Source organism: Marinomonas alcarazii (genome assembly GCF_003208215.1).
Classification (GTDB): Bacteria; Pseudomonadota; Gammaproteobacteria; order Pseudomonadales; family Marinomonadaceae; genus Marinomonas; species Marinomonas alcarazii.
Genome location: NZ_QKLW01000003.1, coordinates 262,191 through 283,555 on the forward strand (window position 1 = coordinate 262,191; position 21,365 = coordinate 283,555).

Annotated in this window: 21 protein-coding genes; 11 read left to right on the forward strand and 10 right to left on the reverse strand. The window is 45.6% G+C overall.

The window, feature by feature from the left end:
• Window positions 1–310 precede the first annotated feature (310 nt).
• Window positions 311–769 (reverse strand): dUTP diphosphatase, encoded by a 459-nt coding sequence (dut, locus tag DFP75_RS09455; protein WP_011978451.1) that lies wholly within the window; start codon window positions 767–769, stop codon window positions 311–313.
• A gap of 35 nt (window positions 770–804) precedes the next feature.
• Complete coding sequence (gene coaBC, locus DFP75_RS09460) at window positions 805–2,028, reverse strand: bifunctional phosphopantothenoylcysteine decarboxylase/phosphopantothenate--cysteine ligase CoaBC (protein ID WP_110574952.1); 1,224 nt, start codon at window positions 2,026–2,028, stop codon at window positions 805–807.
• A gap of 109 nt (window positions 2,029–2,137) precedes the next feature.
• Between coaBC and radC the strand changes: the two genes are divergently transcribed.
• The 9 genes from radC (at window position 2,138) to cdd (ending at window position 9,824) form a co-directional block, all read left to right on the forward strand.
• Complete coding sequence (radC, locus tag DFP75_RS09465) at window positions 2,138–2,812, forward strand: RadC family protein (RefSeq protein WP_110574954.1); 675 nt, start codon at window positions 2,138–2,140, stop codon at window positions 2,810–2,812.
• A 243-nt stretch (window positions 2,813–3,055) separates the two neighbouring features.
• Window positions 3,056–3,292, forward strand: a complete 237-nt coding sequence (rpmB, locus tag DFP75_RS09470) for a 50S ribosomal protein L28 (protein ID WP_063332439.1) — start codon at window positions 3,056–3,058, stop codon at window positions 3,290–3,292.
• A gap of 11 nt (window positions 3,293–3,303) precedes the next feature.
• Complete coding sequence (gene rpmG / locus DFP75_RS09475; protein ID WP_011978459.1) at window positions 3,304–3,474, forward strand: 50S ribosomal protein L33; 171 nt, start codon at window positions 3,304–3,306, stop codon at window positions 3,472–3,474.
• Window positions 3,475–3,636: 162 nt separating this feature from the next.
• On the forward strand, window positions 3,637–4,455 hold the full coding sequence (gene mutM / locus DFP75_RS09480) for a bifunctional DNA-formamidopyrimidine glycosylase/DNA-(apurinic or apyrimidinic site) lyase (RefSeq protein WP_110574956.1): 819 nt from the start codon (window positions 3,637–3,639) through the stop codon (window positions 4,453–4,455).
• A 236-nt stretch (window positions 4,456–4,691) separates the two neighbouring features.
• Complete coding sequence (locus DFP75_RS09485; RefSeq protein ID WP_110574958.1) at window positions 4,692–5,684, forward strand: BMP family lipoprotein; 993 nt, start codon at window positions 4,692–4,694, stop codon at window positions 5,682–5,684.
• A gap of 93 nt (window positions 5,685–5,777) precedes the next feature.
• Complete coding sequence (locus tag DFP75_RS09490; protein WP_110574960.1) at window positions 5,778–7,331, forward strand: ABC transporter ATP-binding protein; 1,554 nt, start codon at window positions 5,778–5,780, stop codon at window positions 7,329–7,331.
• A complete protein-coding gene (locus DFP75_RS09495) occupies window positions 7,328–8,425 on the forward strand; it encodes an ABC transporter permease (protein ID WP_110574962.1) in 1,098 nt (365 codons plus the stop codon). Before DFP75_RS09490 ends, DFP75_RS09495 begins: the two co-directional genes overlap by 4 nt.
• 9 nt (window positions 8,426–8,434) lie before the next feature.
• Window positions 8,435–9,403 carry an ABC transporter permease gene (locus DFP75_RS09500; protein ID WP_110574964.1) on the forward strand — a complete coding sequence of 323 codons (969 nt, stop codon included), beginning with the start codon at window positions 8,435–8,437 and terminating at the stop codon, window positions 9,401–9,403.
• 1 nt (window position 9,404) lies between these two features.
• Window positions 9,405–9,824 carry a cytidine deaminase gene (cdd, locus tag DFP75_RS09505; protein WP_110574966.1) on the forward strand — a complete coding sequence of 140 codons (420 nt, stop codon included), beginning with the start codon at window positions 9,405–9,407 and terminating at the stop codon, window positions 9,822–9,824.
• Between the two features lie 83 nt (window positions 9,825–9,907).
• Here the strand turns inward: cdd and DFP75_RS09510 are convergent, their stop codons facing one another.
• On the reverse strand, window positions 9,908–10,987 hold the full coding sequence (locus DFP75_RS09510) for an AbrB family transcriptional regulator (protein WP_110574968.1): 1,080 nt from the start codon (window positions 10,985–10,987) through the stop codon (window positions 9,908–9,910).
• Window positions 10,988–11,264: 277 nt separating this feature from the next.
• Here DFP75_RS09510 and DFP75_RS09515 point away from each other — a divergent pair, with 277 nt between their 5' ends.
• Window positions 11,265–11,648: a septal ring lytic transglycosylase RlpA family protein gene (locus DFP75_RS09515; protein ID WP_110575123.1), complete on the forward strand. Its 384-nt coding sequence runs from the start codon at window positions 11,265–11,267 to the stop codon at window positions 11,646–11,648.
• Here DFP75_RS09515 and DFP75_RS09520 read toward each other — a convergent pair.
• On the reverse strand, window positions 11,645–14,038 hold the full coding sequence (locus tag DFP75_RS09520; protein ID WP_110574970.1) for a bifunctional acetate--CoA ligase family protein/GNAT family N-acetyltransferase: 2,394 nt from the start codon (window positions 14,036–14,038) through the stop codon (window positions 11,645–11,647). The genes DFP75_RS09515 and DFP75_RS09520 overlap by 4 nt on opposite strands.
• Before the next feature lie 202 nt (window positions 14,039–14,240).
• Here DFP75_RS09520 and DFP75_RS09525 point away from each other — a divergent pair, with 202 nt between their 5' ends.
• On the forward strand, window positions 14,241–15,164 hold the full coding sequence (locus DFP75_RS09525) for a histone deacetylase family protein (protein WP_110574973.1): 924 nt from the start codon (window positions 14,241–14,243) through the stop codon (window positions 15,162–15,164).
• 51 nt (window positions 15,165–15,215) lie between these two features.
• Here DFP75_RS09525 and DFP75_RS09530 read toward each other — a convergent pair whose 3' ends face one another.
• From DFP75_RS09530 to cysW, 6 genes are all read right to left on the reverse strand, one after another.
• Complete coding sequence (locus DFP75_RS09530; RefSeq protein ID WP_110574975.1) at window positions 15,216–16,520, reverse strand: TRAP transporter large permease; 1,305 nt, start codon at window positions 16,518–16,520, stop codon at window positions 15,216–15,218.
• A gap of 1 nt (window position 16,521) precedes the next feature.
• Complete coding sequence (locus DFP75_RS09535) at window positions 16,522–17,034, reverse strand: TRAP transporter small permease subunit (protein ID WP_110574977.1); 513 nt, start codon at window positions 17,032–17,034, stop codon at window positions 16,522–16,524.
• On the reverse strand, window positions 17,031–18,008 hold the full coding sequence (locus DFP75_RS09540) for a TRAP transporter substrate-binding protein (protein WP_110574980.1): 978 nt from the start codon (window positions 18,006–18,008) through the stop codon (window positions 17,031–17,033). Before DFP75_RS09540 ends, DFP75_RS09535 begins: the two co-directional genes overlap by 4 nt.
• Window positions 18,009–18,165: 157 nt before the next feature.
• A complete protein-coding gene (locus DFP75_RS09545) occupies window positions 18,166–19,227 on the reverse strand; it encodes a GlxA family transcriptional regulator (protein ID WP_110574982.1) in 1,062 nt (353 codons plus the stop codon).
• A 148-nt stretch (window positions 19,228–19,375) separates the two neighbouring features.
• Entirely contained in the window at window positions 19,376–20,470 is a 1,095-nt protein-coding gene (locus DFP75_RS09550; RefSeq protein WP_110574984.1) for a sulfate/molybdate ABC transporter ATP-binding protein, read from the reverse strand.
• The gene (gene cysW / locus DFP75_RS09555) at window positions 20,467–21,354 is read right to left on the reverse strand and encodes a sulfate ABC transporter permease subunit CysW (RefSeq protein ID WP_110574986.1); all 888 of its coding nucleotides are present in this window, start codon (window positions 21,352–21,354) and stop codon (window positions 20,467–20,469) included. The genes DFP75_RS09550 and cysW overlap by 4 nt, the downstream gene beginning before the upstream one ends.
• Window positions 21,355–21,365 lie beyond the last annotated feature (11 nt).

The window sequence follows — 21,365 nt, forward strand, 5'->3', positions numbered from 1 at the left end:
TGTAAACAAAGAATGGGTCACACAAAAAAATAGAAACAATCTTGCTGGCGATACTTATTTTAAGACAAGCATTTTATCTATCCAGTTTGATAAAACGATGACAGATAAGGCCAGTAACGAGTGTAAGCAACCACTTAGGTTTGAAATAATAGCGTGATATTGAAGGATTAACTATAGAAATTTATAGGAAACTGACGAAGTTTTGACTTATGAAACTTAATATTATCAGCCTAACGGGAGATGGATGAATGAATGTGGTAAGGCACTTAGAAAAGGTGAAATATTCTCACCTTTTCTAAGTGTTCTGTGCTTATTTGGTGCCTGTGTGACCAAAGCCGCCTTCGCCACGTTCGGTGCTTTCGAACTCTGTAACAATGTTAAATTCTGCTTGAACAACTGGTAGTAAAACCAATTGAGCAACACGCTCACCTGGTTCAATAGTGAAGGTCGTGTTGCCACGGTTCCAACAAGAAACCATAAGTTCGCCTTGATAATCAGAATCGATTAAGCCGACAAGATTGCCCAATACGATACCGTGCTTATGACCTAATCCAGAGCGAGGCAAAATAGTTGCTGCTAAATTTGGGTCTTGGATATAAATAGACAAACCTGTTGGTAGAAGTGTTGTCTCGCCAGGTGCAAGGTCTATTGCCTGATCAAGGCAAGCGCGTAAATCCAAACCAGCAGAACCTTCTGTTGCATAGGTTGGTAGTGGGATTTCTTTGCCAATTTTGTCGCTCAGGATTTTTAATTGAATCGCTTGTTTCATGGTTATCTTCTCTTTTCTCTTAATTCAGTATGTGTTTAAAGCGCAGATTTAATGTGTTGCTGAATAAACGCAACAAGTTGGGTTGCCAGTTCGCTTTTTGCGGCTTTGTCAGGCAACCACGTTGCGTCTTGCGTGATAACGGTGACTTGGTTTTCGTCTTGGTTAAAGCCAATGTCGCTGCGTGAGACATCATTGGCGATGATGATATCCAGCCCTTTGCGTTCTAGTTTGCTTTTTGCATACTCGATCACATTTTGCGTTTCTGCGGCAAAGCCAACGATGGTTTTTGCACGTTTGTGTTTGGCAAGCGTGGCGATGATGTCTGGGTTTTTAACTAACGTCAGAGTCACTTCTTCTGTGTCAGACTGCTTTTTCATTTTTTGGTTGCTGGCAACTTTCATTTTAAAGTCGGCAACCGCAGCGGCACCAATGAAAACATCCGCTTGTGTTGTCATGCTCTGCTCGCAAGCCGCCAGCATTTCATCGGCGCTTTTTACGGCAATGATTGTTGCGCCAGCAGGTGGTGCTATTTGCACTGGGCCGCTGATTAAGGTGACCTTCGCACCACGGGCAATCGCCGCCTTGGCAAGGGCGTACCCCATTTTGCCTGAGCTGTGATTGCTGATAAAGCGAACGGGGTCGATGGCTTCCATAGTTGGACCAGCGGTAATAACCCAGTGCTGTCCCGATAAATCTTGCTCAATGTGCGAGTATTGAAAATGGGTATTTATGGCGGTAAAAATATCACTCGGCTCGCTCATGCGGCCAGGTCCAATGTCTCCACAAGCTTGTGCGCCATCAGCTGGCCCTATACTTAAGACACCTCGTTCAGTGAGTAGTGCTGCATTGGCTTGTGTTGCAGGATGGCGCCACATGGCTTGGTTCATTGCCGGTGCAAGTAAAACGGGCGACTCTGTGGCGATGCATAAAGTGCTTAGTAAGTCATTTGCCATGCCTTGAGCATAACGGGCCATAAAGTCGGCAGAAGCGGGTGCGATGACAATTAAGTCAGCCCACTTTGCCAATTCAATGTGTCCCATTCCAGCTTCTGCATTTGGATCTAATAATGTACTGCGTACAGGATGGCCAGAAACGGCTTGCAGCGTCATCTCGGTAACAAAAGCTTTGGCTCCTTCCGTTAAGACGACCTGAACGTCAGCGCCTGCTTTGGTTAATAAGCGAATTAGCTCAATACTTTTATAAGCGGCAATACCGCCAGTAATGCCTAATAAAATGCGTTTTTGAGCGAGATTTGACATAAAAACTTCTCAATCCGATCTGTGATAGATAAGGTTAGCAAGAGGCAGGACGCCTTTTTCTTTAAAATGGGTGCAAGATTAACATGGATCATGGATCAAGGAGTAGATTATGAGTATTAAGCATTGGCCAGAACAAGAGCGGCCGCGAGAGAAGTTAATTCAGCAAGGCGCTAGCGCGTTAAGCGATTCAGAGTTATTAGCCATTTTTCTTCGTACCGGAACGCAAGGGATCAGTGCGGTAGAGTTAGCTCGGCAAGTGTTGAGCCAGTTTGGCGGGTTGCGTGCATTAATGTCTGCCAGCCGTGAAGAGTTTTGCCAAGGTTTTGGTCTTGGTGATGCAAAGTACACCCAACTACAAGCAGTATTGGAAATGTCCAAGCGACATCTACAAGAACAGCTGATGCGCGAAACCGTGTTTACCAGTGCTGAACATGTTCGGACCTATCTTTCTTCTCAATTGCGTCATTCGCCACGCGAAGTCTTTGCCGTGCTTTTTTTAGATACTCAACACAGGTTGATCCGTTATCAAGAGCTTTTTATGGGCACCATTGACGCTGCCGCAGTGTATCCTCGCGAAGTGGTTAAAGCGGCGTTGCAGTACAATGCCGCTGCGGTGATTCTCGCTCATAATCATCCAAGTGGCGTGGCGGAGCCGAGCCAAGCGGATATCAGTATTACTGAAAGAATCAAACGTGCGTTAGATCTTGTCGATGTGCGATTACTCGATCACTTTGTGGTCGGCGATGGCTCGCCTGTATCGTTAGCGGAAAGAGGGTTGGTGTAGGCGTTCGTTCGATTTTGTGCCTCATTGTGGTTTTGTTTGAGACTTTTTATTAGATACTTTATGTTCAAAAGCTAAAGTTGGTCATTTTTTTAACAAAAGAATTGCTCAATGGGTTGGGTTATGGGAAAATGCGCGCCGCTATATCCTCGGTATGGGATTTTTTTGATTCATAAGGAATCATGCTCCGCCTGAGGAAGTGAAACACTTCCAATAAACTTTCTGGATAGCAAAAGGTATTTAATTATGTCTCGCGTATGTCAAGTTACTGGGAAGCGTCCTGTTACAGGTAACAACGTTTCTCACTCAAAGCGTCGTACTAAGCGTCGTTTTCTTCCTAACCTTCACTGGCACCGTTTTTGGGTCGAAGGTGAAAACCGCTACATCCGTTTGCGTGTATCTTCTAAAGGTATGCGTATTATCGATAAAAAAGGTATTGAATCAGTTCTTGCTGAAATTCGTGCCAACGGCGAAAAAGTATAAGGATCTGAATCATGGCTTCTAAAGGCGCTCGCGATCTAATTCGCATGGTATCTTCTGCTGGTACTGGTCACTTTTACACAACTGACAAGAACAAGCGAAATACTCCTGACAAACTAGAAATGAAAAAGTTTGATCCAGTTGTACGTAAGCACGTTATGTACAAAGAAGCGAAAATTAAATAATTTTCGGTCTTTGTCAAAAGGAACCGACTCATTGAGTCGGTTTTTTTATATCTAGTAGCAACACCTTGTTCATTTGGTCAGCGTATTTTCTGTGGCCATTAGCTGAACTGTATTTTTTACTCAGTATTGTTTGTGTGTATCTAGTCATCATTGAGGTCAAGCATGCCTGAATTACCAGAAGTAGAAACCACGTTACGTGGTATCGAACCCAAATTAGTTGGGCGCATTCTTGCTAGAGTGGATATTCGCCAGCCTAAATTACGCTGGTTGATCACGCCTGAGCTAAGCTTGGACATGGTGGGAGAGAAAATTACGCATCTTTCTCGTCGTGGTAAATACATTGGTATTCATACATCAAAAGGTACCTTGATTGTTCATCTCGGTATGTCGGGTAGCTTGTACTTTGTGCCTCCCGAGACGCCACCGCTATTTCATGATCATGTTGATTTTTGCTTTACCGATGGCGATGTGTGGTTAAGATACACAGATCCACGACGCTTTGGCGCGATTCTGTGGACAACAGATGATTGGAATAAGCATGAGCTAATCGCGCATTTAGGCCCTGAGCCACTATCAGACCTGTTTAATGCTGATATGTTGTATGCGCGGGCGAAAGGGAGAAAAGTGCCCATTAAAACCTTTATTATGGACAGCAAGGTTGTGGTGGGTGTTGGCAATATTTATGCGAATGAAGCGCTCTTTAAAGCGGGCATTCGTCCAGATCGTATGGCGGGTAAAATCAGTAAGGTACGCTTAGCGCGCTTAGTTGAATGCATTAAAGTAGTGCTTGCTGCTGCCATTAAACAGGGCGGAACGACGCTAAAAGACTTTGTCGGTGGTGATGGTAAGCCTGGCTACTTTAAACAAGAGTTAGCGGTTTATGGTCGAGCGGACAAGCCGTGTATCTCATGTAATGCCCCCTTAAAAGAAATTCGTCAGGCTCAGCGCAGCACGGTTTTTTGTGTAAACTGTCAATCTTGATCCATGGTTTGTGTCTGCATAAGAATGGCGGCATAAGAATTGCTGTTCAGCTATGATCGGTAATTGTCGTTACCTAGAAAAAGTGTTTTCTGGATTGGCTTTTTGCTATATACGTAAGAATATTGCTAAAAATGTGCATATTGCGTTGCGGTATAGAGTTAATCGGTTTATTTTTGACCAGTTAGGCAAGATTTTTTGGTTGCCTAGGAAATATTACATAAATAAGAGGAATTGGAATGAAAGCTGTCTTTCTTGCGTCAGTAACTGCATTGGCTATCTCATCAAGTTTAGCTCAAGCGGCATCAGAACCTGCAGTTGTTTATGATCAAGCGGGTAAATTCGATAAATCTTTTAACGAAGGTGTTTATAACGGCGTTAAAAAATACACGGCTGAAACTGGTATTCAGGTTCGCGAATTCGAACCTAAAAACGAAGCTCAAGTAGAGCAAGGCCTACGTCGTTTAGCAAAACGTGGTTACTCTCCAATCGTTACCGTTGGCTTTAACATGACCTCTGCTGTTGAGAAAGTCGCGAAAGATTTCCCTGAAATCAACTTCACTATCATCGATGGTGTTATCGATCTTCCGAACGTTCAGTCTGTTGTTTTCAAAGAGCATGAAGGTTCCTTCCTTGTTGGTGCCTTGGCAGCGATGGCGTCTAAAACCAATACAGTAAGCTTTGTTGGTGGCATGGATATTCCTCTTATTCGTAAGTTTGCATGTGGCTACGAGCAAGGTGTTAAATATCAGTCTCCTAACGCAACCGTTTATCAAAACATGACGGGTTCTACTGGCGCAGCGTTTAATGACCCAACTAAAGGATCAGAGCTTGCGAAGAGCCAGTTCTCTAAGGGTTCTGACGTTGTGTTTGCGGCCGCAGGTGGTACAGGTATTGGTGTTTACCAAGCAGCAAAAGACGAAGGTAAGTTGGCGATTGGTGTTGACTCAAACCAAAACCATGTTCAGCCAGGCACTATGTTGACGTCTATGGTTAAGCGCGTTGATGAAGCGGCTTTCAAAACCTATGCGGATTCTGCCGCTGGTACATGGAAACCTGGTCTAGTTGTATTGGGTCTTGCCGAAGACGGTGTTGATTGGGCGTTGGATGATAATAATGCCAATCTAATCACGGCTGATATGAAAGCGAAAATGGAAGACATTCGCGCAAAAATTATCAGTGGTGACATCAAAGTTCACGATTACATGTCTGACAACACATGTAACTACTAACTTTCCAAGAAAAACAGTTACTCGCGTTATGTGAGTAACTGTTTTTTTTGTTTTAGTGTGTTTGATTCTTAAGCAGATGAATTACTTTTAGATATGACGAATAAAACAATGCCATACGCAATTGAGTTGCGAGACATCAGTAAACGTTTTGGTGCCGTTCAGGCCAATAAAGACATTTGCTTACAAGTTCCAGCGGGTACGATTCACGGTATCATCGGTGAAAACGGTGCGGGTAAATCTACCTTGATGAGTATCATTTATGGCTTTTATGAAGCCGACACGGGCCATATAGAAGTGGATGGCAAGCGTGTTGATATTCGTAGCTCTCAAGATGCGATCAATGCCGGAATTGGCATGGTGCATCAGCACTTCATGTTGGTGGAAAATTTTAGTGTTCTTGAGAATGTTATTTTAGGCGCAGAAGGCGGTGCGGTACTAAAGAATGGTATCGGTGCAGCGCGCTTAGAGTTGCAGCGCTTAGCTCATGAATACAGTTTAGATATTGATGTAGATGCAATCGTAGAAGAACTTCCGGTTGGTTTACAGCAACGTGTTGAGATTTTAAAAGCCTTATATCGTGGCGCACGCATTCTTATATTGGATGAGCCGACGGGTGTATTGACGCCGCAGGAAGCTGATCACCTATTTCGTATCCTAAAAGCCCTAAAAGAACAGGGCGTAACTGTGTTGCTTATTACTCATAAGCTGCGCGAGATCATGGCTTCCACCGACAATGTATCGGTGATGCGTCAAGGTGAAATGGTTGCGCACCGAGAAACCGTTAATACCAGTACGGAAGACCTAGCTGAATTGATGGTAGGTAAAAAAGTCCGTCTTACTGTTCATAAAGATGACGCTCAGCCAAGTGATGTTTTGCTGTCTGCGAAAAACTTGTCTCAGTTTGATAGTCAGGGCGTGAAGCGTCTAAAAAATGTGAGTTTAGAGCTGCGTGCTGGTGAAATCTTAGGTATTGCGGGGGTGTCAGGTAATGGGCAAAGCGAATTATTGAATGTTTTGTCAGGTATTACGCCGATGGACGAAGGTGAGATTCACTTTGCCGGTCAAGTGATTAACGCAAAAGCACCGAAAAATGCCGCACAGATGCGTGATTTAAAGATGGCTCATGTTCCTGAAGATCGCCATAAAATGGGCTTGGTGACGGGCTTTGAAGCCTATGAGGCTGCGGTTCTTGGTTACCATAACTCGCCTGTCTATAACGGTAAAATTCTAATGAACCGTAAGGCAATGCTTGATGAATGTAACGAGCGTATGGCTGCTTGGGATGTGCGTCCACCTAACCCGCACCTTAAAACGGCGAATTTTTCTGGTGGTAACCAGCAGAAAATCGTTATTGCCCGCGAAGTTGAACAAAACCCTGAAGTGTTATTGATTGGGCAGCCAACTCGCGGTGTTGATATTGGTGCAATCGAAAACATTCACGAACAAATTGTAAAACTAAGAGACTCAGGTAAAGCCATTTTACTTGTGTCCGTTGAATTGGATGAAATTATGGCACTAAGTGATCGCATCATTGTGATGTTTGATGGTGCGGTTGTTGGCGAGCTTGATGCAAAAGACGCTGACGAGCGAACCCTTGGCTTGATGATGGCTAACGCTTTTAATGAAGAAGAAGGGGTATCTGCATGAGTCAGGCAAAAGTTCCTGCTTGGGTAAATGTCGCCCTTATCCCGCTGTTAAATATTTTATTGGCGTTTCTAGTATCTGGCTTGGTGATTCTTGCTATTGGTGAAAATCCGATTGAGGCCGCTGGTTATTTGATCTATGGCGCTTTTGGTTACGATGAAGGTATCGGTTATACATTGTATTACGCGACCAACTTGATCTTCACTGGCTTGGCGGTATCTGTTGCCTTTAAAGGCGGTTTATTCAACATCGGTGGTGAGGGGCAGGCCTATATCGGTGGTCTAGGTGTTGGTTTGATCTGTTTGTCATTGGACCACACGATGCCGTTGTATGTGATTGCGCCTTTGGCGGTGATCGGGGCGGCGGTTTTCGGTGCTGCATGGGGTTACATCCCAGCTTATTTACAAGCTCGTCGTGGTAGTCATATTGTTATCACCACCATCATGTTTAACTTTATTGCGTCTTCGTTGATGGTTTACTTGATAGTGAACTGGTTAAAAGAAGACGGCCGTATGGCGCCAAACAGTCGCACATTTGAAGAAAATGCTTGGCTGCCGTATTTGCATGAACTCTTTTCGCCTCTAGGCATTAATATCGGTGACTCGCCATTGAACTTGTCGTTCATTTGGGCTTTGTTGTGCTGTGTCTTTGTCTGGGGATTGGTTTGGCATACTCGTTGGGGTTACCAGTTAAGAACATTGGGAACCAATCCAACGGCGGCACGTTATGCTGGTATTGATACTGCTAAAGTAACCATTTGGGCGATGTTGATTTCTGGTGGCTTGGCTGGTTTTGTTGGTCTGAATGAAATCATGGGTGTGAACCATAATTTATTGCTTAACTTCACAGCAGGTTATGGTTTTGCGGGTATCGCGGTAGCCTTGATGGGGCGTAACAATCCGATTGGTATCATTTTGGCGGCAATCTTATTTGGTGCCTTGTATCAAGGTGGCGCCGAATTGGCATTCGAGCTACCAACCATTACGCCTGAAATCGTTGTGGTAATTCAGGGTTTGGTGATTTTGTTCTCTGGTGCGCTTGAGCATATGTTCAAAGATCGTATCGAAGGCTTTTTTATTCGCAGAGCGGTCGCGTAGGGGAAGATTATGTTTGAAACATTGATACTTATGTTGGACGCGACAATGCGCGTTTCTACTCCGCTTATTTTTGCTGCATTAGCAGGCTTATTTTCTGAGCGTGCGGGCATTGTTGATATTGGTCTAGAAGGTAAAATTCTAGGCAGTGCCTTTGCAGCGGCAGCGGCAGCGTCTGTTTTTGGGTCTGCTTGGATAGGTTTGTGCTTCGGTATCGTTGCTTCCATTTGCTTAGCGATGATCCATGGCTTTGCTTGTATCACTCACCGTGGTGATCACATCGTGTCTGGTGTAGCGATTAATACCATAGTTGCCGGCTTGACGGTGACCTTATCTATGTACTGGTTTGGTATGGGAGGGCAAACCCCAGCATTGGTTGGTGATGCGCGCTTCTTAGATATCACCTTCCCATTTGCTGACGCAATAGCAAGTGTGCCAGTGATTGGGCCTATTTATTCGAATTTGCTCAGCGGTCATAACATTTTGGTGTATTTGGCATTCGCTATGGTGCCTGTGACCTATTGGGTGATTTATAAGACTCGTTTTGGTTTACGCCTTCGTGCCGTGGGTGAGAACCCTCATGCGGTCGATACGGCTGGTATTTCGGTGGCTTTCATTCGTTATCGTGCTTTGATCATTTGTGGCATCTTGTGTGGTCTTGCAGGTGCGTACTTGTCTACAGCCCACAATGCTGGCTTCCTGAAAGACATGAGCGCAGGTAAAGGCTACATGGCACTCGCAGCGCTTATCTTTGGTAAGTGGCGTCCAGTCCCTGTGTTGCTCGCTTGTTTGCTGTTTGGTTTCTTAGATGCTGTGGCGGTTCGTATGCAGGGCGTTGAGATTCCAGGTATTGGCCAAGTGCCAGTGCAGGCGATTGAAGTGTTACCATACGTATTAACTGTCTTGTTGCTTGCGGGCTTCATCGGCAAAGCCATTGGTCCTAAGGCCATAGGTCGTCCTTACGTGAAAGAGAGAGCTTAGTATGTCTAATAGGGCGCAAAATACTGAGCTTTTTGAGCTAGCGAAAACAGCGATGAATAAAGCCTACGTGCCTTATTCTCGTTTTCATGTTGGTGCTGCAATCTTAACGGCGGATGGTCAGTTTTATTCCGGCTGTAACGTAGAGAACGCCGCGTTTCCAGAAGGCACTTGTGCCGAAGCAGGTGCAATTGCGTCTATGGTGCTGGGCGGTGAAACCTTGATTAAAGACATCTATGTTATTGGTAAAGGTGAAGAGCTGGTCACGCCTTGTGGCGGTTGCCGTCAGAAGATTCGTGAGTTCTCTTCTGCGGACACTATGATTCATATTTGTGGTGAGGAAGGGGTAAGAAAATCCCTTACTATGAATGAATTGCTGCCATTTTCCTTCGGCCCTGAAAATTTAGAACAAGCAGCAAGCTAGTATCAGTATCTATATTGATTGAAAGCTTGATGTTTATGAAAACCACCTTCGGGTGGTTTTTTCGTTTTAGTCGTTTGATTGATTTATGCGGTCTTATTCGTCGAAAGCCAGCGAGCAAGCATTGGCCCAGCAATCAGCACCAGCAGAAACCTCGCCACCTGCATAGCCATGACAAAAGACACATCTGCACTGGTCGATGCGGCAATAATGGCAACAGAGTCAGCACCACCAGGACTTGTGGCGAGAAACGCTGTGAGCGGGTCGATATCGGCAAAAGTGATCAACAGCATGGCCAAGCAAGCGTTAATGGCAATGAGCGCTAGAATCGCACCTAACACGTGAGGAAAGACATGCCAGGCATGTTGTAATACTTGTCGAGTGAAACGAAAACCAATGCCCCAACCTAATATGGCAAAGCTGATTGCCAAGCACCAATGGGGTAGAACAATAGGCAAAACACCGGAGAACTTGACCACCAATCCTACCGCAAGCGAAAGCAGTAAAGGTCCGCTGGGAAGGCGAAGCTTGACGCCAATAATGCTCACCACCAAGATGGTGCAAAGCGTGATGGCAAAACCTGACCACGAAGGAACGCCCAGCCAATCAATCGGTTCAGCCGCAACACCATCGACGTGAAATATTGCTGCAACGACTGTCGCTGCGATAGCGCAACACGCCACACGTAAATATTGCATAAAGGCGACTAATCGCATATCTGCTCCGTAGGATTCAGACATAATGGTCATTGCCGAGGCGGCACCGGGAGATGATCCCCAAATGGCCGTGGTGCCAGGTAATAATCCACTACGACTAAGCAGCCAACCTAAAAAGCTAGACACCAAAATTGTTGAGACGGTCCCCATCAGAAATAGCGGCCATTCCATGGAAATTTTCGCAAATACTGTGAGTGGCAAGCTGTTTGCTATCATCATGCCCAAAATGCCTTGAGCCATTAAAAACATTGGCTTGGGCATTGTCATTCCGGCTCCGCTAACCGCTAAGATGATCGCTGTAATCATGGGGCCGAGCAGAAGCGCTGCGGGTAAATTGGCGTATTCAAAGCACACCACTAAAACAAAAGACACGGCTAATAAGACGGATAATCGCCAAGTGGTAGGCCAACGAGAGGGGGTTTTACAAAGTAATATAAAGCGAGAGATCATGTCTATCTATCGAAAAAGCAGCGGTTTAATGGTGCCAAGCATACCTTAAATAAGCTGGTTTTATTGGCGCCTCTGGTGATGTTAACCATACTCGCAACTTATGTTTATGTATTGTCATGTTGGGAATTGACGTGAGCATTAAGGCAGCGCATAGAAAGATACGCCAAAACCCTGACAAGAAGCTGACGGATGTTTCGTTAGGTTGAGTTTGTTAGGTGAAGGTATCTGTTACCATAGTGTCTGAAAATCCATGCGACTTAAAGGAAAAGAAAAAACCATGCGAACAATTAGTATCTTAAGTTGGGTCATCTCTTCGCTCGTCTTAACTGCGTGCGCCAGTGGCCCAATTAGTCGCTCTGATTCAGTCGGGTTCGAAGAAAGCGGTGGAGCCAGTTATTACGCCATGAAGTATCAAGGCCGTAAAACCGCCAGTGGAGAATTGTTTGATCAAAAAGCCATGACTGCCGCTCATAAGCGTTTGCCGTTTGGTTCTAGGGTAAAAGTCACCAACGTTCAGAATGGCAAAAGTGTCGTCGTGCGAGTTAATGACCGTGGGCCGTTCGTTCGTGGTCGGATTATTGACCTTAGTAAGTCGGCTTTTCAGCGCATTGCTAATACGCGCGAAGGGGTGGTTGAGGTTGATATTGAGGTCTTGAACTAGCAAGCATCTCGACACTTTTCCAGAACGCTTGGAGTGAGTTTTATGCTCGCTACCATTTGGCCGAAATCGTCTGGGTCTCGTTGAATCGTAAAGCCTAAATGACGGCAAAATTCGATCATACGCTTGTTTTCGGCCAAGACGATCCCTTTCATCACGCGAATGCCTTTGTCTGCGGCGACTTGCATCAGGCGTCGCATCAGATAGGAGGCCAAGCCTAAACCTTGGAATTCATCTCCCAGCACCACGGCGAACTCACAGCTCTGATCATCAAAGTTGTCGATATAGCGCGCTGTACCAATGAGTAAATCTTTGTCATCTCGCTGGATAACCGCGAGTAAGGCCATTTCTCTGTCGTAATCGATGTGGGACATGCTTGCGAGCATGCGAGGTGTCAGCTCTTCGATATTCGAAATGAAGCGAAAGTAACGAGTCTCGTGAGACATGCTTCGAACAAAATCCGCCAAAATGCCAGAATCTCTCGGTAAAACGGGTCTAACCGTAGCGATTTCTTCATTCTTTAAAATGCGTTCCGATACCCATTGTCTTGGGTAGGGGTGAATGGCGAGGTGTTCATAGCGTCGCCAGTTTTTGCAAAGACGGAGATTGGCTGTGACATCTGCGTAAACACTGCCGCTGTCGTGAAGTCTCACATCGGCCAGTTCTAAGTTTTCAATCTCGGGCAGTTCGCACACCATGGTGGATAAGTTGCGTAGCAAGCTTTCTAATTCAAAGGATTCTTCCCCGGGAAAGGCGCGTTGGATTAAATCCTTTGCCAAGATGGTATTGAGTGGTGGTAAAGCCACGGCTTCGGCTTGTTTATGCTGCTGGGCACCTTCCAAAGATAAGCCAATGGCTGGGCCAAACACAGCGTCTTGAAAGACGCGTAAATGGATAGGGGCGTTCAGCTGATTGGATGACTGACGACGAGTAATTAATCGAATATGAAACAGCTCAAAAATATCTCGTAAAGCATCTGCTGTGGGCGCTTTATCCCCTTGCTTATAAAGCCGGTTAAGTGTGTTTGTGGCTTCTGATACATCGATCTTAAAGCGAAACGCATGGCTGTCTGGTGATTGCTTGGCGAGTAATTGATTACGCTGAAACTGCACTAAAAATTGAAAGCCTTCGATGGCGGTTTCTGGCGTTCTAAATGTTGGGATCCCTGCTTCGTTAATGCGTGTGCGCATGTTGGTCATGTTGCCACCGCCTAGCAAACACACCATGACCAGTTTTTTCTGGGTGCGATGTAATTTGATGATGAGATCGTATAAGGAATCGATATCGATAAGAGCGGTCGGGCTGAGTGTTAATAACACGGCTCCGCAGTCTGGACTGCTTAACGCATCGGCAGCGAGGTCGATGAAAAGATCTGTCGCGCAACTTGCCCAAACGGTTGTCACAGGGCCAATGCCGCCACGACCCGCCATGGTGTTTTCTAATTTATCACGCAGCTCGCCTTCTGGCGTGAGCAAATCTATATCAAGTTCGGTGGCGCGTTGTGCTGCCAATTCGCCCGGTCCAGCGCCGTTTCCAATGATTAACAAGGAACCGTCTTTGACCCGACGGGCGTTGGTCATCACAGACGCGGCCGCGATTAGATCATTCAAGCGTCGGCCGCGAACGGCCCCTGTTCGGCTGAGTGCCGCGTCCAATACGCGTTCATCAGCGCCAATAGAATGCTCTGTTACAACCGCAACCGGTTTGCTTCGCCCTGTGGCGCGTAAGCTGCTGAGGAAACGTGTCGGGCGACCAATTTTTTGCAGATACATTAAAATAGCCTGACTGTCGAAATCATTGGATAAATAATCCAATACTTGCGATGGCATAACATCAACAGGTGATCCCATAGAGACGACTTGTGAGAAGCCTATGCCTTGCCAAGTCGCCCAGTCTACAAGGGCGCTGGCGACCGTCCCAGATTGTGACATTAAGGCTAAGCGCCCTGATAATGGCTGAGTCAGGCCAAGCCAAGCAAACACGCCTTGTTTCGGACGACAAATACCAAAGCTGTTTGGTCCAAGTAAGCGCACATTGTGGTTACGCAGCGCTTCTATCAGCGACTCCTGACTGTCTCCTGTCCAGGATAACATTAGCAAAGAGCCAATGCCTGCGGCGCCACAGTCGGCGATAATGTCTTCCATCGATTGAGTATTGTGAGTGCCAACCAAGACAGCAATGTCTGGGCTAGTGGTGAGTTTTGCTAGGCTTGCTACTAATGGAAAGGGAGTTGTTACAGCAGGCTCAACACCTGACAAATACACAGGGCAAGACTTTTGCGCTGCTGTTAACGAGCTTAATAAAGCCAACATAAGCGGGTCGTGGGGATCGTCGCCGGTAAGCACCACCATAGATTTTGGGGCGAGTAGAGATTGTAATGCGTGTTGGCTCACTTAACCTTCTCCAAAATTCAATGTGTGTGTTGAGGTGATAGTACAGTATTGAAACTGTAGCACAGTCTTCTGTAGTGCGAATTGTAGACCATGGTAGGGTGGACTGTCTTTTTCATTCATGAGATCTTGTCATGCTTACTGCGTTCATGAAATCCTGAAAAGACCTCGGCAGTTTTTAAAAATAAAAAACACTGGAATAAAAATGACAACGGCTTACATCACACACACTTATTGCGACAAGCATGACATGGGCGCTGATCACCCTGAGTCTCCGTTGCGTCTTGGGGCGATTCAAAATCGTCTGATCATGGGGCAGTTGATGGACTTTTTGCGTCGAATGGAATCCGATCCGGCAACGCGAGAGCAGGTTCTTCTTGCCCATGATGAAGCCTACGTAAATTCTATTTTCGCGCGCGCTCCAGAAGAAGGCCATGTGGAATTAGAGCCAGAAACCTTGATGATGCCACATACCTTGGATGCGGCTTTGTACGCGGCAGGTTCGGTGATTAAAGCGGTGGATCTTGTCATGACGGGTGAGATGGAAAACGCGTTTTGCGCCATTCGTCCACCTGGACATCATGCGGAATATGACAAAGCCATGGGCTTTTGCCTGTTCAATAACATTGCCGTTGGTACTCGCTACGCCATTGAACAATATGGTTTAGAACGTGTGGCGATTGTGGATTTTGATGTTCACCACGGCAATGGCACGGAAGACATTTTTAAAACCGACCCTAAAGTGCTTTATGCATCCAGCTACCAGCATCCGTTTTATCCTTACAGCGATCCTGGGGCTTCACACGATAATATTTTACACATGCCGCTAGAAGCCGGTTCTGGCAGTGACGCCTTTCAAGCCATTATCTCCGAGCAACTCTTGCCCGCTCTTGAAGCTTTCAAACCACAACTGATTATGATTTCCGCAGGCTTTGATGCTCACAAAGAAGACCCAATGGGGCAACTAAGATTAAGCGAGTCGGACTTTACGTGGATTACCGATCTTTTGGTGGATGTGGCAGATCGCCATTGCGATGGGAAAATTGTGTCTGTCTTAGAAGGCGGCTACAACATAGACGCGCTTGGTCGCGCTGCGTTTTGCCATATTCGTAGCTTGATGAAGATTTGAAACTAACCTAGCCCTATGATGTTAGGGCTAGGTATTTAAAGCCTGACGAACTTACTGCGATAGGGCATTAGGCAGCCATAATGCGATTTCTGGGAATAGACAGAGAATAAAGGCTGCAACACACATCAAAATAAAGAAAGGGAAAGCGGATTTTGCGACTTGCCCTATTTTTTCTCCGGTAAGCCCTTGTAATACAAACAGGTTAAAACCAACTGGTGGGGTGATTTGCCCAAGCTCTATTAAAATGACAAGAAAGATACCAAACCAGATTGGGTCAAACCCTGCCAGAATAACAATCGGCAGGGTGATAGGTAAGCTCATTACGGTAATGGATATGCCATCTAAGAATAAACCTAATATGACGTAAAATACCGCCAGCGCTAACAGCAATAAGCTAGGAGAAAGATCCAAACTAGCGATATAGCTGGCAAGTTCAGACGGTAGGTGAAGAAATCCCATAGCGGTGGATAACAGCGCAGCAGAAACCAATATGCTGCAGACCATGGTTGAGCTCAACAAGGTAGCAATCATTGCTTCTTGTATCATTTTAAAAGACAACTGACGCTCTTTAATTAGAATAACAAGTGTTGCAAATACACCAACAGCAGCAGCTTCTGATGGAGTTGCTATGCCTGAGTAAATGGCTCCCATAACAATGACGATCAGAGAAATAACAGGCAGCAGGAGAAATATACTTTCTAATTTTCCCGCTGTGTCAGACTTTTCAGGCGGGCATAGCGAAGGGTTTAACAAGGCTCTGATCACTATGTAGCCAGAATAAAGCGCCGCAATTAAAATACCGGGTAAAACTCCCGCCATAAAAAGCTTACTGATTGAAACTTCTGACTGGATTCCGTAAACGATCATCACAAGAGACGGTGGAATTAACAGCCCTAAACTACCCGCGCCAGCTAAAGATCCGATGGACAAGCTTCGGTCATAACCACGCTTTTTCAGCTCTGTTGTGGTGATTTTACCGACGGTTGCCGTGGTGGCCGCACTTGATCCACTTACCGCTGCAAATAGTGCGCAGCCAAACACATTTGTGTGAAGTATTCCGCCTGGGATTTTTTTTGTCCAAGGTTCTAATCCGCGAAATAATCTATCCGAAATATCAGAGCGAAAAATTAGCTCGCCCATCAAAATAAAAAGCGGGATGGCTGATAATTCCCACGAGTTGGCAGATCGAAAAAGAATACGGCTGAGTATGGCGCCAGCTCGGTCCATGCTGACATCGCCAATCACAATGAGAGACAGCAAGGCAACGATTGCTAGGCCTGAAAATACCCAAACACCAAGCCCGAGAACCAAGAGAATTAGGGCGATAACGCCAACGGCTGATAATACAATTTCCATCTTATTTATTTATCTCGATTCGGGGGACTTGGCGTGTAGATACGAGGGTAAGTATTCGGACAAATAGCGTTAAACATAGAAGGCTTAAGCCAACGAGTACCATGCCTTCAGGAATCCACAAAGGAGTTTCAGCAATAGACTCACTAGTGATATTGCGCTTAAAACTGCGGGAAACATTGATATACCAATAACATGAAACCCAAAAAAACATGGTAAAAGAAGCGAGAGAGATAAACGTATCTAATACCCAATGGTACTTCTCAGGGATTCGGTCGCTTAAAATATTAACCTTAATGAGTCCGTTTCTTTCTAAACTGTAGCCTAATCCAAGAAAGGTAATCGTTGCGATTGCGTAACCAACGAACTCATCAAGAACATACGTTGATGTTCCGAAGAGACGTAAGACAATTTCTAACAAGATGTGACATAGCAGGTACGCGATAAGCAACATTGCCAATGCACCAGACAGCTGGTTCAGCCGTCTGGAAAATATAGCCAAAGAACGGATGATCATTTGTTTTTCTCAAAATCCGCCATGATATCGCTACCAGATTTACCCGTGTCCTCTAACCATTCTTTCAATGATGGTTTAGCGGACTCTTGAAGCCAGCCAATAAAGTCTTTTGAAAGATCTTGATGGATGGTTACCTTGTTTGCAGAAAGTTCTTTGTAGTTGTCTGCTACGCGGGTTCTTACTGTTTTCCAGTTATGCTCGTCTGTTAACGCGGCCGCTTTCAAAATGGCACTTTGTTCATCACTGGATAAATCATCAAACACATCTTTGTTCATATGAACCATGTTTAGAGGAATGGCGTATTGAATCGCGCTGTAGTTATCTAGGTGCTCCCAAAACTTACCGCTAGCACCTGCGTCAGCAGAAGTAAGTACCGCTTTAATACCACCTGTGGACAGCTGAGGAACAACGTCCCCCCAGGATAACTTAATAGGTTCGGCGCCTGCTTCACGTAGGGTTAATGTGCCATTTTTGTCATAAGTGCGGATTTTTAAATTAGCGAGTTCTTCTTTTGTTGTAACTGGCTTTTGAGACCAAATGCCGCTGGCAGGCCAAGGAGAAGCGTAAAGAAGAATTTGTCCATTTTGAGCAAAGACCTTTTGGTAATACGGTTTAGCAATTTGATAAAGCTTCTCTGCTTGATCTTCGTTTTCAACGATAAAAGGCAATGAAGACAATAAAAAGATAGGGTCAATTCCGGCCATGCTACCAGCCAATGTATCAGCAATTTGGATAGCATTGTCGGCTACAGCGTAAAAGTTATCAGTGGATTTAAACCCGAGAGAGCCACCGGTATGAAGCGTGATATCAATGTCACCTTTGCTAAGTTTGGTGACTTGATCAATGAAATATTTATCGCCTTCAGCGTGAATTGATGTCGCATTGTACTCGTTTGAGAAGTCAAATTTGGCGGCTAAGGCGAATGGAGCTTGGGATAAGGCGATGGAAACTAACAAAAGGCTAGAGCGGCGCATATGACTTTATTCCTTCAAGAGTGGGGATCATTCCACTCTAGGCCGCTTCTATCTTGGTTGGGTTCGCTATAACGACAAAAGACTGATGGAAAGCGACACCGTCTTAGCCGTTGAGGAATAGCTGACAGCAATCAGGCTTATTTGATTGATGCTGATTTTACGTGTCTTGAAAAGTGCGTCGCGTATCTGTTGGTGGTTGGCCAAAGAAGCGATGGTAAGTACGGCTGAAATGAGCCGAGCTGACAAAGCCACAAGCAACAGATATTTCAAAAATGCTGAGGTTCGATTGTTGTATTAGCTGACGTGCGCGGGTTAAGCGGTATTCCATGTAATATCGAGCGGGTGTGACGCCGACATTAATTTTGAACAATCTCTCTATTTGTCGACGTGAAATACCAACTAACTTAGTGAGTTCATCAATGCTTAATGGATCTTCAATGTTATTTTCCATTAGTTGGATGGCTTCTTTGATGCAATCAGGCGTATGCGTTTCGGATCGTAAAAAACGGTTAGTGCTTTTGGTGTCAGCATTGTTTGTTCGATCCGAACCTATCACTTCCGCTACGGCTTGGGAGCAATCTGTACCATAAGAGCTTTTTATAAAGTGAAGCATCATGTCCAGCGCTGTGTTTGGGCCACAACAGGTGAAAAGCCCGCTGTCTTCGGTAAAAGAAGAGGTCGAAAGGTGCAGAGCTGGGAAGCGCTCTCTCATAATGGCCTTATTATCTTGGTGGATAGAAATAGAATCACCGAGTTTGATTTTGCTGTCGGCAATGTAGAAGCTGCCGTTCCACAGCCCCATGATGGTGGCGTTTGCCTGTGCTGCTTTGACTATTTTCTTATTAAGAGAAGGCTCTGGCTTGAGGGAGCTACGGAAGCCTCCGCATATAATTAAGATAGAGTCTTTAGCGAGCTCTATGTCTTCAATGGTGCCATCGGTGGCTATTTCGATAGAAATATCAGACAGTGCTTTTTTATCTTTTAAGCCGTACGTTTTGCATTCGTAAATCGGGTGGTCGTGCACTAGATTAAGCGTTACAAGTGTGTCGAGCGCGATAGAGAAGGACGACATAGAGAAGTGATCGAGTAAAACAAAGTTCGCTCTTTTTGTCGGTGTAGAAGTGTTTTTAGTGGGCGTCGAGCTAGAATAAGCAAGGTTCGAGCGCTTCAGATGGCTCTGAAACAAAGAGGTATTGAGCTTTTCGCTGACTTCCAACATTCTTTACCCTTTATAGTTTTTTGTAGACACAATATCCGATTTTCAAAGCAAAATAAATGCCGCCAATTCTAAAGTATAGACTTTAGAATTGGGTTGTTGGTAACAATCAGCGGGATAAGCGCTTTATATTTTAGGGCGACGCATGTTGTTATTTTTCCCAGCTTAACAATGTGGGCTTTTGTGCGTCATTGGCAAAAAAGTAACCTGCTTTTGGTGTGACGTATAAAGTTTGGCCTTTTTCAAAGCAGTTCTTATCAAAGGCTTTGTGAGGCAGATCGATTTCCCATACGTCGTTGCTTTGCCAATCAATCGGAGTCAGTTCTAGGCGAACTTCAGCACCAATCGGGTTGATCGCAATCACGCGCAGCGGCAAGTTGGCTTGCGCCGTTGGTTCTCTTGAGACAAAGAATTCATGGGAGCGAATGTACAACTGACCGTCTTTTTGTTCAGCGCCCTCTGGTAAGACGATATTTGCTTGCTGGTTGTGCCATTTGCCATTTTCTACTTTGCCATCAAAAACATTGGCGTTACCAAGGAAGTCGAACACAAATCGGCTGTTTGGTGAGGCATAAAGCGCACCTGGCTGGTCGATTTGCTCGATGTGCCCGTTGCTCATCACCACAACACGATCAGACAACTCTAAGGCCTCTTCTTGGTCATGGGTGACAAACACGCTGGTGAAACCTAGTTCATCGTGCAATCCACGCAGCCAGCGACGTAACTCTTTACGAACCTTGGCATCTAATGCGCCAAAAGGTTCGTCTAGCAGCAAGACTTCTGGCTGAGTCGCCAATGCACGCGCCAAGGCAATACGTTGCTTTTGACCGCCAGAAAGCTGAGACGGGAAACGGTTCGCAAGGTGCTCAAGTTGCACCATTTCCAACAAATGCATTACGCGGGTTTTTATTTCAGTCGGGCTTGGTCGCTCTTTACGGGGCAAGACTTCGAGACCAAAAGCCACATTGTCTGCCACTGTCATGTGGCGGAACAAGGCGTAGTTTTGGAATACAAAGCCGACGCGACGATCACGAACATGCAAGTTGGTCACATCTCGGTCGCCAAATTTAATACGGCCAGTGTCGGTGCCTTCAAGCCCTGCGATAATGCGCAATAAGGTGGTTTTGCCTGAACCTGAAGGTCCGAGCAAGCCTATCATTTCGCCTTCGTTGATATCTAATGACAAAGGTGACAAGGCTTGAAACTGCCCAAAGTGTTTGGAAATGTTTTCAATCAAAATACTCATTGTGTCACCTGTCTTTCTTTTTCAGCTTCAATTTTTAAACTACGTTCCTGACGCCATTCAATAAAGGCTTTCAACAACAAGGTAAGTAGGGCAATCATCGCTAGTAGCGATGCGCTGGCAAAGGCTGCAGCGGCTTGGTAATCCTCATATTGCAACTGAACGTGCAGCGGCAAGGTATTGGTTTCTCCGCGAATATTGCCAGACACCACGGAAACGGCACCAAATTCGCCCACAGCACGAGCGTTGGTCAGGATAACGCCATAAATCAGCGCCCATTTGATATTTGGTAACGTCACTCGGCGGAACAATTGCCAGCCAGAAGCGCCCAGAATCACCGCGGCTTCTTCGTCTTCTCGGCCTTGCTGTTGCATCAAGGGAATCAATTCACGGGCCACAAATGGACAAGTCACAAATACCGTCACCATGACGATGCCAGGCCAAGCAAACATCAATTGGATGTCTTGGTCATACAGCCAAGAGCCTATCCAGCCGTTGTTGCCGTACAACAATAGATACAATAAACCAGCTACCACAGGCGAAACCGCGAAGGGAATATCCATCAAGGTCATCAAAATTTTGCGACCAGGGAACTCAAAGCGCGTTACCGCCCATGCGAGCATCACGCCAAAGACCAAGTTAATCGGTACGGTTAACGCCGCAACAACCAAGGTTAAACCAATGGCGTGCAAGGTATCGGCTTCCACCAAACTGTTGAAATAGTGCGCAGCGCCTTCCACAAAGGCTTGCTGAAAAATGGCAATGAGCGGAACAACCAGCAAAATTGCCGTCAACAATAAGGTGATGCCAATAAGCAAACCTTTTACCAGAGGGCTATCGCCGACTCGCAGCTGGTGTTGCCCAGATGAAGATTTAGAAGATGACATAATATTCTGTT